12 protein-coding genes are annotated in these 15920 nt (G+C 56.7%); 6 read left to right on the forward strand and 6 right to left on the reverse strand.

Annotated elements, in window-relative coordinates:
- Positions 1-93 precede the first annotated feature (93 nt).
- Positions 94-3162 carry an efflux RND transporter permease subunit gene (locus tag KP814_RS23620; RefSeq protein ID WP_216739077.1) on the reverse strand — a complete coding sequence of 1023 codons (3069 nt, stop codon included), beginning with the start codon at positions 3160-3162 and terminating at the stop codon, positions 94-96.
- A gap of 27 nt (positions 3163-3189) precedes the next feature.
- On the reverse strand, positions 3190-4308 hold the full coding sequence (locus KP814_RS23625) for an efflux RND transporter periplasmic adaptor subunit (RefSeq protein WP_216739078.1): 1119 nt from the start codon (positions 4306-4308) through the stop codon (positions 3190-3192).
- Between the two features lie 474 nt (positions 4309-4782).
- Here KP814_RS23625 and KP814_RS23630 point away from each other — a divergent pair, with 474 nt between their 5' ends.
- Positions 4783-6435 (forward strand): BamA/TamA family outer membrane protein, encoded by a 1653-nt coding sequence (locus KP814_RS23630; protein WP_216739079.1) that lies wholly within the window; start codon positions 4783-4785, stop codon positions 6433-6435.
- Positions 6435-10277, forward strand: a complete 3843-nt coding sequence (locus KP814_RS23635; protein WP_216739080.1) for a translocation/assembly module TamB domain-containing protein — start codon at positions 6435-6437, stop codon at positions 10275-10277. The genes KP814_RS23630 and KP814_RS23635 overlap by 1 nt, the downstream gene beginning before the upstream one ends.
- A 26-nt stretch (positions 10278-10303) precedes the next feature.
- On the opposite strand, the gene ccoM is transcribed toward KP814_RS23635, so the two are convergent.
- Positions 10304-10423 (reverse strand): cytochrome c oxidase subunit CcoM, encoded by a 120-nt coding sequence (gene ccoM, locus KP814_RS33265; RefSeq protein ID WP_279508102.1) that lies wholly within the window; start codon positions 10421-10423, stop codon positions 10304-10306.
- A gap of 136 nt (positions 10424-10559) precedes the next feature.
- The gene (locus KP814_RS23640; RefSeq protein WP_216739081.1) at positions 10560-11177 is read right to left on the reverse strand and encodes a chalcone isomerase family protein; all 618 of its coding nucleotides are present in this window, start codon (positions 11175-11177) and stop codon (positions 10560-10562) included.
- Positions 11178-11546: 369 nt separating this feature from the next.
- Here KP814_RS23640 and KP814_RS23645 point away from each other — a divergent pair, with 369 nt between their 5' ends.
- Genes KP814_RS23645 through KP814_RS23655 form a run of 3 tightly spaced genes read left to right on the forward strand, consistent with a single transcriptional unit; the run spans position 11547 to position 14066 of the window.
- The gene (locus tag KP814_RS23645) at positions 11547-12161 is read left to right on the forward strand and encodes a flavin reductase family protein (protein WP_216739082.1); all 615 of its coding nucleotides are present in this window, start codon (positions 11547-11549) and stop codon (positions 12159-12161) included.
- Positions 12158-13186 carry a class I SAM-dependent methyltransferase gene (locus KP814_RS23650; RefSeq protein WP_216739083.1) on the forward strand — a complete coding sequence of 343 codons (1029 nt, stop codon included), beginning with the start codon at positions 12158-12160 and terminating at the stop codon, positions 13184-13186. The genes KP814_RS23645 and KP814_RS23650 overlap by 4 nt, the downstream gene beginning before the upstream one ends.
- Positions 13173-14066 carry an RluA family pseudouridine synthase gene (locus tag KP814_RS23655; RefSeq protein WP_216739084.1) on the forward strand — a complete coding sequence of 298 codons (894 nt, stop codon included), beginning with the start codon at positions 13173-13175 and terminating at the stop codon, positions 14064-14066. Before KP814_RS23650 ends, KP814_RS23655 begins: the two co-directional genes overlap by 14 nt.
- Here the strand turns inward: KP814_RS23655 and KP814_RS23660 are convergent.
- On the reverse strand, positions 14023-14415 hold the full coding sequence (locus KP814_RS23660) for a DUF6455 family protein (protein WP_216739085.1): 393 nt from the start codon (positions 14413-14415) through the stop codon (positions 14023-14025). The two genes, KP814_RS23655 and KP814_RS23660, sit on opposite strands and share 44 nt — an antisense overlap.
- A gap of 99 nt (positions 14416-14514) precedes the next feature.
- On the opposite strand from KP814_RS23660, the gene miaA reads away from it, so the two are divergent.
- Positions 14515-15426, forward strand: a complete 912-nt coding sequence (miaA, locus tag KP814_RS23665) for a tRNA (adenosine(37)-N6)-dimethylallyltransferase MiaA (protein ID WP_216739086.1) — start codon at positions 14515-14517, stop codon at positions 15424-15426.
- 2 nt (positions 15427-15428) lie between these two features.
- Here the strand turns inward: miaA and KP814_RS23670 are convergent, their stop codons facing one another.
- The gene (locus tag KP814_RS23670; RefSeq protein WP_216739087.1) at positions 15429-15878 is read right to left on the reverse strand and encodes a CopD family protein; all 450 of its coding nucleotides are present in this window, start codon (positions 15876-15878) and stop codon (positions 15429-15431) included.
- Positions 15879-15920 lie beyond the last annotated feature (42 nt).

The following is a 15920-nucleotide window of genomic DNA, read 5'->3' on the forward strand; positions in this document are numbered from 1 at the left end:
AAAGCCATTATCAGGCAAGCCAGAGCCGCCCGATAATTGCTTTTTTCAATAGGGCTCCGGCGCTGGCGGGCGCCGGAGGCTAAGAGGGAAAGGTCAGGCGTGGGACAGTTCGCCGTCCACGTCTTCCTGTTTTTCGACCAGACTGTGGTCCGTGCCCAGGATCATGTACATGGTGGGCACTACAAACAGCGTGAAGATCGTGCCGATGGACAGGCCGGAAGCAATCACCAGACCGATATCGAAACGACTGACGGCGCCGGCGCCGCTGGCGAACAGCAGAGGCAGCACGCCCACCACCATCGCGGCGGTGGTCATCAGAATCGCCCGCAGACGAATGCCGGCGGCCTGTTCGATGGCCTCACGCTTGCTCAGTCCCTGTTCCACCTGCAACTGGTTAGCGAACTCCACAATCAAGATGCCGTGTTTAGTGATCAAGCCAATCAGCGTCACCAGACCGATCTGAGTGTAGATATTCACCGACGTCACACCGAAGGCGATGGGAATCAACGCGCCCAGCAATGACATCGGCACGCTCACCAGAATGATGAACGGATCGCGGAAGCTCTCGAACTGTGCCGCCAGCACCAGATAGATCATCAACAGGGCGAAGAAGAAGGTGAAGATCAGCGCGCTGCCTTCCTGCTTGTACTGTCGGGACTGTCCGGCGTACTCATATCCATAGCCCTGCGGGAAGATGGTCTGCGCCTTCTGGTCCAGGAAGTCCAATGCTTCGCCCAGACTGATCCCGGGCGTCATGACGCCTTCCACCACCATGGAGTTCAACTGCTGGAACTGCCCGCGCTTGTTGGGCTCCACGCCTTTGGAGACTTCCGCGATGGTGGAGAGCGGAATCAGCTCGCCGGAAGCGGTGCGTACGTAGTAGTCGTCCAGTTGCTCAGCTGTGGCGCGGTATTCCCGCAGCACTTGTGGAATCACCTTGTAACTGCGGCCTTCCACGCTGAAGCGGGTGGTGTAGCCGCCGCTCAACATGGTCGCCAGAGCTGCGCCGATATCCTGCATGCTGATGCCCAGTTCCGCCGCCTTGCTGCGGTTGATGGAGATATGCGCGGTAGGCTTGTCGAACTTCAGGTCGGAATTAACGAACAGGAACTTGCCGCTCTTGCGCGCTTCCGCCAGCAGCTCCTGACCAAGCTCATACAGCACCTTGTAATCCTGCGCGGTGGTGATGACGAACTGCACAGGCAGGCCGCTGGAGCCGGGCAGAGTGGGCAGGTTGAAGGAGACCGATTGATAACCGGCGATATCCCCCATGCGCTGCTGCATGATGGGAACCAGCTCCATCTGACTGCGCTCACGCTCTCCCCAGGTTTTCAGGATCATGCCGGAGAACATGCTGTTGGCGGAACCGTTGGCGCCTTGCACGATGAAGTAATCGTTTCTCTCATCAAAGGTCTCAATGGTTTTGATGACTTCATCGGTATAGGCGGCCACGTAGTCATGAGTGGCGCTCACCGGCGCGGTGGACATGCTGAAGATGATGCCCTGATCTTCGTCCCTGGCCAGCTCTTTGTTGGACAGCTGATACAGGTAAAAACAGCTCACCAGCATCGTCAGCACCATCACCAGCGTGACCGGGCGATAATTGAGCGCGTTATGCAGGCGACGCTGGTAGGCGCCTCTGAGCTTTTCAAATATCTCATCCAGCCAGATCGCCATCTTGCTGTTGGTTTCCGTCATCAGCTTGGAGCACATCATCGGCGACAATGTCAGCGCAATGACGCCCGAGATGATCACCGCCCCCGCCAGGGCAAAGGCGAACTCTTTGAACAGGCCGCCCGTCAGTCCCCCGAGGAATCCAATCGGCGCGTACACCGCCGCCAGAGTCAGGGTCATGGAAATGACGGGCGTTGCGATTTCCCGGGCGCCAATGATGGCGGCCTTGAACGGCGACAGGCCTTCATCAATGTGGCGGTGAATGTTCTCCACCACCACAATGGCGTCGTCCACCACCAGACCGATAGCAAGCACCATCGCCAGCAGGGTCAGCAGGTTGATGGAGTAGCCCAGCGCCAGCATGAAGAAGCAAACGCCCACCAGAGACAGCGGGATAGTCACCACCGGAATCATTACGGCGCGCAAAGAGCCCAGGAACAAAAAGATGACGAATATAACGATGACCGTCGCTTCGCCAACCGTCTTGATTACTTCGTTGATGGAGTCGCGAATGAACTTGGTGGCGTCATAAGCCACTTTGACGTTCAGCGCGCTGGGCAACTGCTTCTCAAGCGCTGGCATCAGATCGTAGATATTGTCGATGACTTCCAACGGGTTGGCGGCGGGCAGGGACGTAATGGCGACAAACACGGCGCGATTGCCGTTGAAGTACACCGCTGAATCGTCGCTTTCCGCATCCAGCTCAATGGTGGCGACATCCTGCAGACGCACCAGGGTGGCGTCATCTCGTTTCACCACTAACTGCTGGAATTCCTGCACGCTGTGCAAGTCCGTATCGGCGGTGATATTGGCGGTGATGTACTGGCCTTTAGTCGCGCCGGCGGCGGACAGAAAGCTGTTGGAGCCGACGGCGCGGGCGACATCCTGAGGCGTCAGGTCGAAGGCCGCCAGTTTCTGCGGATTCAACCAGACGCGCATGGCGAAGGTCTTGCCCCCGAGAATTTCCGCTTTGGCCACACCATCGGCGGTTTCCAGCTGCGGCTGCACCACGCGTTTCAGGTAGTCGGTGATCTGCGCTTCGCTCATGTCCTGGCTGAAGAAGCTGACGTACATGAGCGCAGTGGTGCCGGCGGTGGACTTCTGAATCACCGGCTCTTCCGCATCAGCTGGCAGCTGACGGCGCGCCTCCGCCACTTTGGAGAGAATCTCCGTCATCGCGGTGCTGGAGTCAAAGCCCAGTTTCAGATGCACTTCAACCAGACTGGAGCCCTGGTTGCTGGAAGAGGTCAGATAGTCGATCCCCTCGGCGCTCGCCACGGCCTGCTGAATGGGCGAAGTGATGAACCCCGACACCAGTTCAGAACTGGCGCCCGGGTAAGCGGTGGAAATATTGATGACCGCATTTTCCAGTTGCGGATATTGCCTCACCTGCAGGGTTTTCAGGGCGTTGAGGCCCAACAGCAGGATAATCAGGCTGACGACGGACGCCAGCACCGGACGGCGTATGAATATATCGGTAAAACGCATAGGCTTCTCCTTGTTTACCGGTGCGGATCAGCGCAGTTCCACGTTGTTGTTGATCTTCACGCGGGAGCCGTTCTGCAATTTGAGCTGACCGGCGGTGACCACGGACTCGCCGGGCTCCAGCCCTTTGGTGATTTCAGTCCAGTTGTTCTGCGACAGCCCCGTTTCAACATAACGGCGCTCGACCACCATATTTTCCTGGGCGTCTTCGGTGGCGGCCTGACCTTCTGCGGACGCCTTGCTGATTACGAATACAGAGGTGCCGTACAGCTTGGCTTCCAGGGCAGTGGAGGGAACTGTAATCACATCGCGCTCGGAGCCCAGCAACAGCTTCACTTCCGCGAACATGCCGGGACGCAGCGCCTGGTCGGAATTCTCGAAAGTCGCCTGGATGGTGAAATTCCGGGTTTGCTGGTCCACGCGGGCGTCGATGGCGGTGACCTTGCCGTTGAAAGTGCGTTCAGGAAACGCCGCCACCTTGGCTTCCACCTGCAGGCCGTTATGCACCTGGCTGAACAGTTGCTCGGGCAAAGCAAAATTGACGTATACCCGAGACAGGTCCTGTAAAGTGACAATTGGCGTTCCTGGTTGCACATACTCGCCAAGATTGACCTTGCGGATGCCCAATGTGCCTTTGAACGGCGCACGAATGCTTTTTTTGTTGATGCGGGCGCGCTGGCTTTCCACCTGCGCCTGCGCATTCTTTAACTGCGCGCGGCTGGTTTCGAAATCCAGGCTGCTGGCGACATTGCGTTCTAAAAGCTTCTGATCGCGTTTGTAGGTGGCTTCCGCGAGTTCTGCAGAGGCCTGCATCCCTTTTATTTCCGCTACATCCACATCAGTATCCAGTTGCACCAGCAGATCGCCGGCGTTGACCTGCGCGCCGGACGAAATCGGCATGGATTTGATGACGCCTGCTTCTTCGGAAGTCACCGTCACCTGCTGCACGGCGACAACGTTACCGATGGAGCTGTAGAAAGGCGTCCATTTCTCCGTGCGGGCGCTCTCTGAGGAAACGGTGACCGGCGGGGGCTGAAAGTTGGCGAAATATTCGCCCATCATTTTCGGCTTCAGATAGCCCAGGAAGTAGAAAATTCCACCGAAGACGACAGCAAGTACGACAATCATTATCGTCATGCGTTTAGCCATGAAGTTCTCCCTTTATGATTACTTGTATATGTCCGAGTCCGGCCGGAAGGCGGCCGGGAAAAGTTGTATGCTGGCGATGGGGTTGGGGCGTTGGCCCGAGGTTCGTTGATTGCAATCGCTGAGTTCCGGTTCTTCCTGATCCTGCTGAATTGTAAGTGCTTTTCGCGAATGTTCCTGAATAAAGGCGAAGCCGCCCTATGTTAGCGGATAAAACATGGTTGTCACCTCTAGTCATTATTAAATACGGGTAATTCCTGCGGTTTCATCTAGAAGGACATCGAAAATTATCGCAAAATGCCGAGTCTCATAGGACGAAGCAATTTCATCACCTGACTCTATATTTCGGATAGCCATTTCAACCTGATGCATTTAATAAGGTGTTTAGCTAGTTTCACATTTTTTCTGGCCGTTTCCGGACTTGCACACGCCATCGACATTCCGTTTTTTTCAGACAAACTCAAATATGAAGTTGTGGTGGAGGATAACGAGAAGCTGAAATCCTTGGTGGAGGACGAGCTGGATCGCCAACGGGATGAGAACCTCACGCTCAAGCAGTACACCAACCCGGTCAAAATCGCCCGCTACGAAAAAGACATCATTCAACGTCTGCTGCGTTCGCAGGGATATTACGCGGGAGCCGTGGAATACCGCCTCAAGGAAGATGACAAAGGCGTGACCTATCTGCTGACTCCGGGTCCCCTGTACAAAGTGCAAAAAATCACTTTCGACGTGCCTGACGGGTTCAAGATGCCCAGAGCTTCCACGTGGCCTTTGCGAGAGGGGCGCGCGCTGGTGGCTTCCAATGTGCTGGACACTCAGGATGCGCTGAAAAAATATATTCAGGAAAACGCCTGCTTTTACGAAGTGAAGCTCAGCTATGTGGCGGAAGTGAATCACGCTGATCATTCCGCGACGGTGTCTTATCGCATGGAGCCCAGTCCCAGCGTCAACTTCGGCGAGATCGCTGTCTCCGGTCTGACGTCCGTGAAGGAAGAATATCTGCGCACAAAACTGGGATATGAACCGGGACAATGCTTCAACCGCGCCCGCGTGGATCAGGCGCGTTTGAATCTGCTCAAAACCAACCTGATTGCGCGCATCGAAACGAATATCGCCCAACCGGAGAACGGTCGCGTCGATACCTCCTTCAGCTTGCAGGAGCGCAACCACCGCACGCGCAAAGCGGGGATCGGTTACAGTACGGATGAAGGGATTGGGCTATCGCTGGGCTGGGAACATCGTAATATTCTTGGCGCAGGCGAGAAGATCGAAGTAGGCGGACGCGTGTCTCAGGTGCGTCGCACCGTGGAAGGGGAGCTGACGCTGCCTAACTTTTTTCGTGATGATCAAAGCGCCATTCTTAACGGCGACCTGACCAAGAAGGAATTGGACGCCTACGATTCCCTTAGTGCTCAGACCAGTTTTACGATCAAGCGTCAGTTCACGGATATCCTGTCCGGCTCCATCGGCGCTCAGCTGAAATACAGTGAAGTCACCGACGAAGGCGTGACTGATGAGTTCGGTCTAGTGTCTTTTCCATTCACCTTGAAGCTGGATACGACCGACAATCTCCTCGACCCGCGCAAAGGGTTTATTCTTACCGCTGGCGTTCAGCCATACATTGATACCCTGGAAACCTCCCGCCGCTTTGTGAAAACCACTTTCTCCGCCAGTACGTATCTGACTGCTGACTCCTTTTACTGGGAGCCCACTTTGGCGTTACGGGCGGCGACAGGAACTATCTCCGGACAGTCAACGGACGATATACCCGCTGACGAGCGCTTTTATGTGGGCGGCGGCGGCTCCGTGCGCGGATATCCATATCAGTCACTGAGCCGAATCACTGACGATGATCCATTTGGCGGCAGCTCGTTTAACGAAGTCTCCGTGGAAACTCGCTTTCGCTTCTCCGAGAGCTGGGGCGCTGTGCTTTTTGTAGACGGCGGCTTCGCTTTTGACGACGCTAACCTGCAGCCAGGAGAAGAACTGAAATGGGGAACGGGAATCGGCTTGCGCTATTTCACTTTCTTCGCGCCCATCCGTTTTGACGTTGGCGTACCTCTCAGTCCCAGGGATGGAGTGGATGACAACTTTCAGTTGTACATCAGCATAGGGCAGGCCTTCTGATGCTGCGCAAATGGTGGGTGCGTTGGCCGGCTCATTTTTTCTCCCTGATCATGAGTCTGATTGTATTCATGCTGCTGCTGGCGGTGACTTTCGTCGGCAGCGAAAGCGGGCGCGTCTGGCTGCTGGGTAAAGGCCTGCCGCTGGCGTTGAAAGGCTCTCCCATTCGAATTGAAGTCGAAGATGTCGGTAGCCCGGACCTTGGCCACTGGAGTTTTGGGCTGCTGGAAGTCTATCTCAACGAGAAGCAACTGGTGCGGGCGCGGGCCCTGGATCTGCAGGTAGACATCAACAGCCTGTTCGCCCAGCGGGTGCACGTGGACAATCTGTCGGCGGATGATTTGTACATCAATCTGGTGGACACGCTGCCAGAGTCCAGCGAGGAAGAAGAGGCTCCGCCGGAGTCTGGAACTACGGCAATGTGGCCGGTGGCGCTTGATGAATTGTCGCTGCTGCGTCTGAAAGTAAAAGCTCCAGACATGGAAGATATTCCCGCTGCGAAGATTCATGGTTCCGGCACACTGTACTGGACGGATGTTCCCCTAACGTTAGAGCTGAACGCCGGGACGCTTGAGGAAAAGCCAGCGCAGATTGCGGTCGCCACGCAATGGGATGAACAAAAACGGCTGACATTGACCGCAATGTTGAATGAGCCGGCTGGCGGCTGGCTGGGCGGACTGGCGAAAATGCCCGCCTGGCAGGCGCTGGATGTGGAATTGAAAGCTGTGGTGGCGCAGTCCGAACCCTCAGATCAGGCGACCAGCGGCGCACAGGGCGGTCCGACTTACGGCATTGATCTGCAGCAACTGAAAGCCCCGTTGTTCGGCCACAGCCTGCGCGCATCCGGAAAAGTGGATGTGAATCTGGATGCGTTTCTGGTGCAAACCGAAGGACTGGATATCTATATTGATCAGCGTCTGCAAAAGGTGCGTGGACGGGTGACGGATGAAGAGCTGGACGCGCAGGTCGACATCGATCGCTTTCCGCTGGATGTGCTGGAGCCCTGGACCAAAGACTTCAGCACCGGTAACGCCAGCGCCAGTCTGCGTGCGACGGGCTCTCTGAATGACCCGCAAGCCTCGGGCAGCGCCAGCGTGCGCACCAACTTTAGCGGCAAGCCCTTGATCGCCTCCGTGCGCGGCAGTGGCGGCAAAGAAAAGATTGTCATCGACTCCCTCACCGCCAGCCTGGACGAGTTGCAGGCGCAGGCCAGCGGAACGGTGGACCTCGCGGCGGAATTACTGAATATTCGCGTCACCCGGGCGCAGACGCCGTTAAGTTATCTGAGTTTGTTGGATATTGCGCCGCCGGAAGGGCTGGAGCTGTTCGCGGAAGCGAGCGACGTCACTGTGACCGGCCCCTATGTGTCGCCCAACTATGAGGGGCGGGTATCTGCTCGCGGCTCCTACCTGGATTTGCCTTTTACGGTGCAGGGCGGCGTGAAAGGCGGCATAGACTCCGTCACGCTGCGCGACGCCCGCGTCAACACTGGGGAGGCCTGGGTGACGGCTGCAGGCAAGATCGACTGGAGCAAATCTCTTCTCGACCTGAGCGCCAAGGGCGGCAAAATCCCGCTGGACCTGCTTAGTAAACTGGAAATAGAGCTGCCGCCTGAACTGGGACCCACACTGGTTGGCGTCGACGCCAAGGTGAAAGGCAAGTTCACCAAGCCGGAATTCTCCGGCGTGGCGCAGGCGGCGGGCAGCTTCAAATCGCAAGCCTTTGCGGTGAGTGCGAACCTGTCTGGCTCTCCCGATGTATTGAACTTCCGCTCATTTCGCGCCGAATTGCCCCGCGCGCAACCTAAAGATAGCGATGCGGCCGCAAGCCAGGACGAGCTGGCCACGTTGGAAGGCTCCGGGCGGGTCAGTATCGCCAAAAGTACGCTTAATCTGGATGTGGTGGCGCATAAACTGCCTTACTCACTGGCTGCATTGGCGGATGTGGCGTTGCCGCCTGATCTGAGCGGCGACGTGGATGCAGATATACACGTGGAAGGCGCGTTTACCGATCCCAAAGTCAGTGGACGTTTGCACACGGCGGGTCGCTATTCGACCTTGCCGTTTGAGGTGACTGGCGAAGGCGAGGGCGGAACGCAGGGGGTGGATGTTTCCTCCTTGACCGCGAATCTGGGCGATGCCGGGCGTGTCGATCTGTCTGGCTGGTGGCGACCCACCGGGTTTGACGTCTCGCTGAACGGCTCTGGTGTGAACACGAAGAGTTTGCAGGCTTTAGGCTGGCAAATGCAGCATGGGGTGTTGAATACGGATTTGCGATTGCAGGGCTCGCTGCAGCAACCCAAAGTGGACGGTTATGTCGCCTACGCCACGGAAATCGAAGGGATGGACGATAAAGGACGAAAGCAAAAATATCCGTTGCAGTTGCATACTGATATCGCCACACAGGAAAACGAAACCTTGTCGCTGGTGACAGTGATTAAGAAAGACGATACGCAGACCGGCAGAGTGAAGCTGGATATTAACGCGCGCACATATTTGGATTTCTTCAACCAACTGCAGGGCGAGCTGGATGTGCGTAAGATTCCGCTGGATGTGGCGGTGGCCGGTAACCTGGAGACGCGCTGGCTCAATTTTCTGCTGGACCCGGATATTCACCGCTTTTCCGGCGACCTGAATCTGAATCTGTCTGCACAAGGCGTTCTTGGCGATCCTCTGTTAAATGGCGATTTGAAACTACAGGATGGTTTTTACGAAAACCGCATCACCAGCACTTTATTTAAAGACGCTCAGGCCAATCTGGCGTTTTCCGGCCGGAAAATGACCATGAGCGACAGCTCCGCCAGCGATGGCGGCTCCGGCAAGCTGGAGCTGCTTGGCCATGTGGACTGGAGTGAACTGAAGGGCGGTGAAGAAAGTGACGACAAGCCGATAGAACTGCAGCTGGTCGCCACCAACGCCAGTATTCTGCGCCGCTCCGATATGGAAGGGGCGGTGTCCGGGAAGTTGACGCTGGAAGGAGACTTCAAAAACCTGCTGCTTAGCGGAAAAGTGGAAGTGTTGCCGTTCGCGATGATGCTGGACGCGGCGCTGGGCCGTGATATTCCGGAGATTGAAGTACGCGAGGTGGCTAAAGAAGTGCTGGAGGAAGACAGCATCCTGCCTTTGCCCAAGGTCGCTCTGGATATTCGTCTGGTCGTTAATCAACAGGCTTTTTTACGTGGGCGTGGCTTGGAAGCGGAACTGAAAGGCCGTGTGTTCGCCAAAGGGCCGCTGGAATCCGCCTCTTACCGCGGCAACTTTGAAACCCTGCGTGGCACCTTTGAGGTCTTCGGTAAGAAATTCGATCTGCAGGAAGGGGAAGTGCTGTTTGAGAACGACAGCTTCACCATGTTTATCGTGGGCGTCTACACCAGCAAGGACACGGAATATCGTGCGGAACTGTCCGGGTCGCTGGCGTCGCTGAAGGTGAATCTGAGCTCGAACCCGCCCTTGCCGGAAGATGAAATCCTGTCGCAGCTCATGTTCGGCAAGTCCGTGCGCAACATCACGCCGATTCAGGCGTATCGCCTGGCGGCGGCGGTGCAGACGCTGCGAGGGGAAGGCGGCAGTTTCTTTGATCCTATCGCCACCACCCGCGATTTGCTGGGGGTCGATACGCTATCCGTCGACACGCAGGAAACCGATAACGGCAGCGGCGTGTCCGTCGGCGTGGGCAAATATCTGACTGAACGCGTCTATCTGGAGCTGGAGCGAACCCCAGATCCAGCGCAGCCGTGGAAAGGCTCCGTCGAGGTGGAGTTGAACCCCAACCTCAACCTGGAGACGACCACTGGCGGACAGTCCGGCTTTGGCGGAGTCGAACTACAGTGGAAGCAGGACTACTGACGCCAGGATGGCGACAAAGCCTGTAATCAATGATGTTTCTGATGCTTGTCGTTTTCTTTTTTCAGCACGACATAGACGCCGCCGAAGAATGCGATGGTCATGCCTACTACCAGTAATCCCGCGATGATGGTTTCGTCGATGTACATAATGGATCTCCAACTTGGCTGATCGATAATAACGTGATCTTTAGTTGGATTATGGCGAGGGTCCGCCATGGTGAGTTTGACTCAGGTCAACCTCTCCCGGCGGCCATCTCCCTGGTAACGCTTATATTGACCGGGGTCAATTCCGGTCAGCCATTCGACTCGCCGATTGTTGCGGCGCCCCCAGGATGCCGGCTTTGAAGTCCTGACTGACCGGGTAGTCGCCAATCCAGATGGACAGAATGGCGTCGAACAGCTTCTTGCCTGGAATGACGCCGCGGTCACGCCCGTCCAGCCAGACTTGCGCCCCGACGCCGGGGATATATTCCACGACGGCGGTGTCTCCTTTTTCCAGCTTTTGATCGAACATATGCACCATCTGCTCGATCTCCACACGGATGTTCTCCGCCTGCTGCTTACTGATATTCAGACGCATGCCTTCGTAAAAGGCGTCAGCGATCTTGCGGCCGCGCACGTCTCGCAGCATGGTGAACTCCATGCGCCGGTAACCTTCATCAGCAAGCAGAGCTGGCGCTTCGTGAGTCGTGCGCTCCACATATAAGGCGCCGACATAAACATCGACAAAGACCAGAAAGCGGCGCGTAGCGGCTCCATTCAAGGAAAGTGAAGGGCGATCGCCCTCCGGCGGCAGGGATTCAGGAACTTCCACGCCTTGCAGCGTCACCGCAAAGGACGGCTTAGTCAGACTCAACAAGACGATAAACAGCATCGACGATAGCGTTGGGGATATGTTCATTGTGGCGCCTCTTTGCCCTGGGGTCTGCGACAGCATTCGTGCAGGCCCCGGCGCCAGGGTTTGTTATAACTTTATAGATTCCTGGCGCGACAGGTTGATGGACGTATTTGTTTTTATAACGTCAGGGCTCTCCAGGCTTGGCTGCCTGGGCAGTTCTGACCGAATGTTGAGCAGTGTTACACAAAGATACAAAGATTGAGTGGATGCTGATCACATTTTCATCTGTGTCGATAGGTCTTTTTATATAGTCCGTTGTCGGGGCGACATTATTTTCCCAACTCTTCGTAAAGGTTAGAAAAAAGAGGCTGGCGGGCTTAAAATAGCGGGCTTTAGCAACCTCAAGCCACCGCAACGCGACAGAGTCCCCCCATGTATATTGACTTCCAGCAATTAGAAGCGACCAAAATCTATCATTGGATGACGCAGACCATCATCCCTCGTCCCATTGCATGGGCGCTGACCCGGAATGAGGATGGAGGCATGAACCTGGCGCCGTTCTCCTATTTCACGGCGATTTCCAGCGCGCCTCCCACCATCGCCATTTCCATCGGTAAAAAGCCCAGCGGAGAGCTGAAAGATACGCGCAGCAATTTACAGGTTGGCGCGCCCTGCACGGTGCATATCGCTGGTCGCGAAATGGCGCAGGCGGTGACGGACTCGTCCCGGACGCTGCCTTACGGCGAATCCGAGCTGCAAGGGCTTAATCTGTCATTGGTGGACTTCGAAGGTTTTGAATTGAGCAGATTGGCGGAATGTCGGTTGGCGTTTGGGTGCCGGGTGCAGGAAGTGGTAGAGCTGGGCAGCGTGCCCCAGGCGATGGTGCTGCTCAATATCGAAAAACTGTTTGTGGACGATAGCGTGATGACGACGGACGCCAAAGGCCGTCACAAAGTGGACGCAATGCAGGTGAACCCGCTGTCCCGTCTGGGGGCGGATGAATACGCCACATTGGGCGAAGTTATCAGTATTCCGAGGCCCGCATGAGTCAGTTAAGCAATCCCAGCCAAGCGCTGTTACGCCAACGTGAGCATTTGAGCGGCCGGATACTATTGTGCTCGCCGCCCGCAGACGCCATTGCTGCGGACCTGCGCCAGACTGGCGCGGAGGTCAGCGTTCTGAGTTGGGATCACACGGCGGTGAACGCCTGCCGGAACGCCGTAGCGGAAGAGCGGTTATTTACGGATCTGGCGTTGCCTGCGGACGCGCAATGGAATCAGATCGCCCTGTTTATGCCAAAGGCCAGAGAAATGCTGGATCTGATGCTATCCGTTGTCGCGCTGGCATTGAAACACGCACAGCATATCTGGCTGGTGGGCGAAAAGCGCGAAGGCGTGGAGAGCGCCGCCAAGCGTCTGGCGAAAGAGGGCTGGGACGCCGCCAAAGTGGACTCGGCGCGTCATTGCCAAGTTTGGCAACTGACGCCAGCGAATGATTGGCGGCCGCAACAGGACGAGTTCTGGCGCGCCTACGAACTCACGCAGGAGAAAGTAGACACCCTGCAACTCTTCACGCTGCCGGGAGTCTTCAGCGCGGGTCGTCTGGACGAGGGAACGCAAGTGCTGCTGGAGTCTCTGCCGGAGTTGCGCGGGCGGCGTTTTCTGGATTTTGGTTGCGGTTGCGGCGTTATTGGAACGACTTTGAAGAAGCGCTATCCCAAAGCATCGGTAGAGCTGACGGATATCAATCTGCTGGCGCTGAAAAGCGCGGCGCGCACGGCTGAAGCCAACAGCGCGGAGTTGAATATCTATGCGTCAGACGGGCTCGCTGAAGTACAGCCTGGTGTAGACGCTATTGTCACTAMCCCGCCGTTTCATCAGGGGGTGAAGCAGGATACGCGCATCACCCAGCAGTTTCTGCGCGATTGTGCTCGCGTGCTTAAGCCGGGAGGTTCATTGACCCTGGTGGCCAACCGTTTCCTGCCATACCCGGACTGGATCGAAGCCCATGTTGGGCCGGTGCGGGTTCTGTTCGAGAACAGCCGATTCAAGGTGTACCATGCCGTCAGATAATGTTTGGCGTTCCGGGGGCGGGGAAGTGGACGCGCAAAGTCGCTGGCGTCGTAAGTTGATCGTCGGCGAAGCGGTGGCGGATGCGTCTACCTGGCTGGCCGCGCAGACCGGTTTGTCGAAGCAAAAAGTCAAAGACGCCATGCTGAAAGGCGCCGTCTGGTGGAAGCGCGGCGGCAAGCCGCAGAAGCGTCTGCGCAGAGCCAAATCTGCATTGGCGGTCGGCGACGTGCTGGAGCTGAATTACGATCCTCAGATTCTCGCGCTGAACAGTCCGCAGCCCACATTGGTGGCGGATCATGATGCTTATTCCATCTGGTGCAAACCCGCCGGGCTGCTGACGCAGGGCTCCGAATGGGGCGACCATTGCAGCCTGCTGCGCATGGTGGAACTGCATTTCCAAAGCAAGCGTCAGGTGTTCCTGCTGCATCGCCTGGATCGCGAGGCCATGGGATTGGTGATCATTGCCCATAATAAAGCGGCGGCGGGGCGGTTTGGCGCGCTGCTGCAGAATAATGCGTTAGATAAGTTCTATCTGGCGCGGGTAAAAGGGCGACTGGCGCAAGAGCAGGGGGAAATCGACTTCCCTGTGGACGGCAAAGCAGCGTTGAGCTATTACCAGGTCCAGCATTATGACGAAGCGACGGATTCCAGTCTGGTGCGGGTCAAACTGATCACGGGACGCAAACATCAGATTCGACGCCATTTTGCAGATCTGGGGCATCCCTTACTGGGCGATCCGCGTTATGGTTCCGGCAACAAGCACGAGGACGGTTTGATGCTGGCGGCGATGGAACTGGCGTTTAACTGTCCCATGCGCCGCCGGGCCATGCGAGTAATTATGCCGGAGGGGTTGCTTCCGGCTTGGGCTCATCAGCGCTGACAGGCGCTTGGGCGGCGATGGCGTCATGATTGGGACAGAAGTCGGGAACTCCAAGGTTGGCGTTTTCCTGTTGCAGGTGTTCTCCACAGTGAGCTTTTTCGGAACAGTTGCGACAGTTTTGAATGGCTTTGAACACCTCGACGGAAGACGAGCCCCGAACATAATGCGCGGTGTCGACGCCTTTCTGTTTCAGCATCTGGCCCAGGCGTTCTTGTTCCACCCGGTTGGCCAGCCCGTTGTAATAGAGGTCCGCTGTGCGTGAGTTGCGAAAAATAAACGCCAACACCATCATGGTTGGCAGCATAAATACAGCGGCGACGGCCATCCAGATAATGGTTATTTTCATCATTGCCATACTCCGTGCTCAGGTAAACAGGGTCTGATATAAGCATAGATTAGATTGCTTCCTGGCGGAGAAGGCTGTCCGAAATCAAGAAAAGAGTCACAGATGAGTATCGCTAACGAAAACCCTAACGCCAGGCCTGTAGTGGTGCTTGGACCCACTGCCTGCGGAAAGACGCGGCTCGCCGTAGGGCTGGCGCGCGCCATGGGGGGAGAAGTGGTGTCTGCGGATTCCCGGCAGGTGTTTCGGGGTATGGATATTGGAACCGGCAAGGATTTGCAGGATTACGGCGAGACGCCTTATCACCTGATCGACATTGTTGATCCGGGGACTCCGTTCAGCCTGTTTGACTACCTCAGCGTCATGCAGCGGACACTCGAGGAGCTGGAAACAAGAGAGATGCGTCCTATTATCGCCGGCGGCTCTGGGTTGTATCTGGATGCGATCCTGCGTGGTTATCGACTGGTCGAAGCGCCTGTCGATCCGCTGCTGCGGGAACGGCTCAAACATCACGATCAAGAGCGATTGAATGCGCTGCTGGCCTCGTTGAGACCCTTGCATAACACCACTGACACCCAGGACCGTGAGCGCACGCTGCGAGCGATTGAGATTGCCTACGCAGAGCTGAATGAAGACAGTCCCAGTGTGCAGATCAGTATCGATCCTGTCGTGATCGGGTTGCACTGCGACAGTGATCGATTGCGCACCCGCATTCGCGAACGTCTGGAAACTCGTCTGGACGAAGGCTTGATTGACGAAGTGGAAAGCCTCCGGGCGGCGGGTTTGAGTTGGCGGCAGTTGGATGAGCTGGGATTAGAGTACCGCTATGTCGCGTTGTATCTGCAGGAGCAGCTTAACCGCAATGACATGATGCAAAAGCTGGCGTCCGCGATATATCTCTTCGCCCGCCAGCAAGTGAAATGGTTCCGTCGCATGGAGCGTCAGGGCGTCGCCATCCACTGGCTGGAGGCGGACGACGCGCCATTAGACGCCGCCCTGACGTTATTGCGGAGCTGATATCAGAGCGGCCACTTACCAACAGCGACGCAGATGACGATAAGCCCCAGGCACAGATTGGCCAGCACCGCCTGCCGCACTTGGTTTAGCGCGGCGCCGGCCTCACTCCAGGTCTTTTCCAGCGTACAGGTCTTCAGCTTGCGAAAGGGGAAGAAAAACACCCCGACGAAGATCAGCGTCATCGCCAGTGCGCCGCCCAGCATGACATGTACATACAACGGCGGTTTACTACCCCACAGCGCGAGCATACCCATCCCTGAGCCCCAGAGCGTCAGCACGGCGATCCACACCCATCGGAAAAAGCGGGTCAGCACTTCCGACCACAACGGCAGGCGCTGAGGCGGCTGCAACTGCTCCGCCGCGGTAGGGCGCAGAATGAAATAGGCGAAAAACATACCGCCGACCCAGCCCAGGGCCGCTAGAACATGAAGTATTTTAAGTAGCGAAAGCATGGTGAAGCGTATCCTTGTTGCATTGAAGCGATTGATATTGCG

This window comes from Hahella sp. HN01, from assembly GCF_018986435.1.
GTDB lineage: Bacteria > Pseudomonadota > Gammaproteobacteria > Pseudomonadales > Oleiphilaceae > Hahella.

Excerpts from the sequence above, each read along its gene's own strand:
- KP814_RS23655 (WP_216739084.1), top strand. The coding sequence starts at position 13,173 with ATGCCGTCAGATAATGTTTGGCGTTCCGGGGGCGGGGAAGTGGACGCG.
- KP814_RS23670 (WP_216739087.1), bottom strand. The coding sequence starts at position 15,878 with ATGCTTTCGCTACTTAAAATACTTCATGTTCTAGCGGCCCTGGGCTGG.
- KP814_RS23625 (WP_216739078.1), bottom strand. The coding sequence starts at position 4,308 with ATGGCTAAACGCATGACGATAATGATTGTCGTACTTGCTGTCGTCTTC.
- ccoM (WP_279508102.1), bottom strand. The coding sequence starts at position 10,423 with ATGTACATCGACGAAACCATCATCGCGGGATTACTGGTAGTAGGCATG.
- miaA (WP_216739086.1), top strand. The coding sequence starts at position 14,515 with ATGAGTATCGCTAACGAAAACCCTAACGCCAGGCCTGTAGTGGTGCTT.
- KP814_RS23640 (WP_216739081.1), bottom strand. The coding sequence starts at position 11,177 with ATGAACATATCCCCAACGCTATCGTCGATGCTGTTTATCGTCTTGTTG.
- KP814_RS23645 (WP_216739082.1), top strand. The coding sequence starts at position 11,547 with ATGTATATTGACTTCCAGCAATTAGAAGCGACCAAAATCTATCATTGG.
- KP814_RS23635 (WP_216739080.1), top strand. The coding sequence starts at position 6,435 with ATGCTGCGCAAATGGTGGGTGCGTTGGCCGGCTCATTTTTTCTCCCTG.
- KP814_RS23620 (WP_216739077.1), bottom strand. The coding sequence starts at position 3,162 with ATGCGTTTTACCGATATATTCATACGCCGTCCGGTGCTGGCGTCCGTC.
- KP814_RS23660 (WP_216739085.1), bottom strand. The coding sequence starts at position 14,415 with ATGATGAAAATAACCATTATCTGGATGGCCGTCGCCGCTGTATTTATG.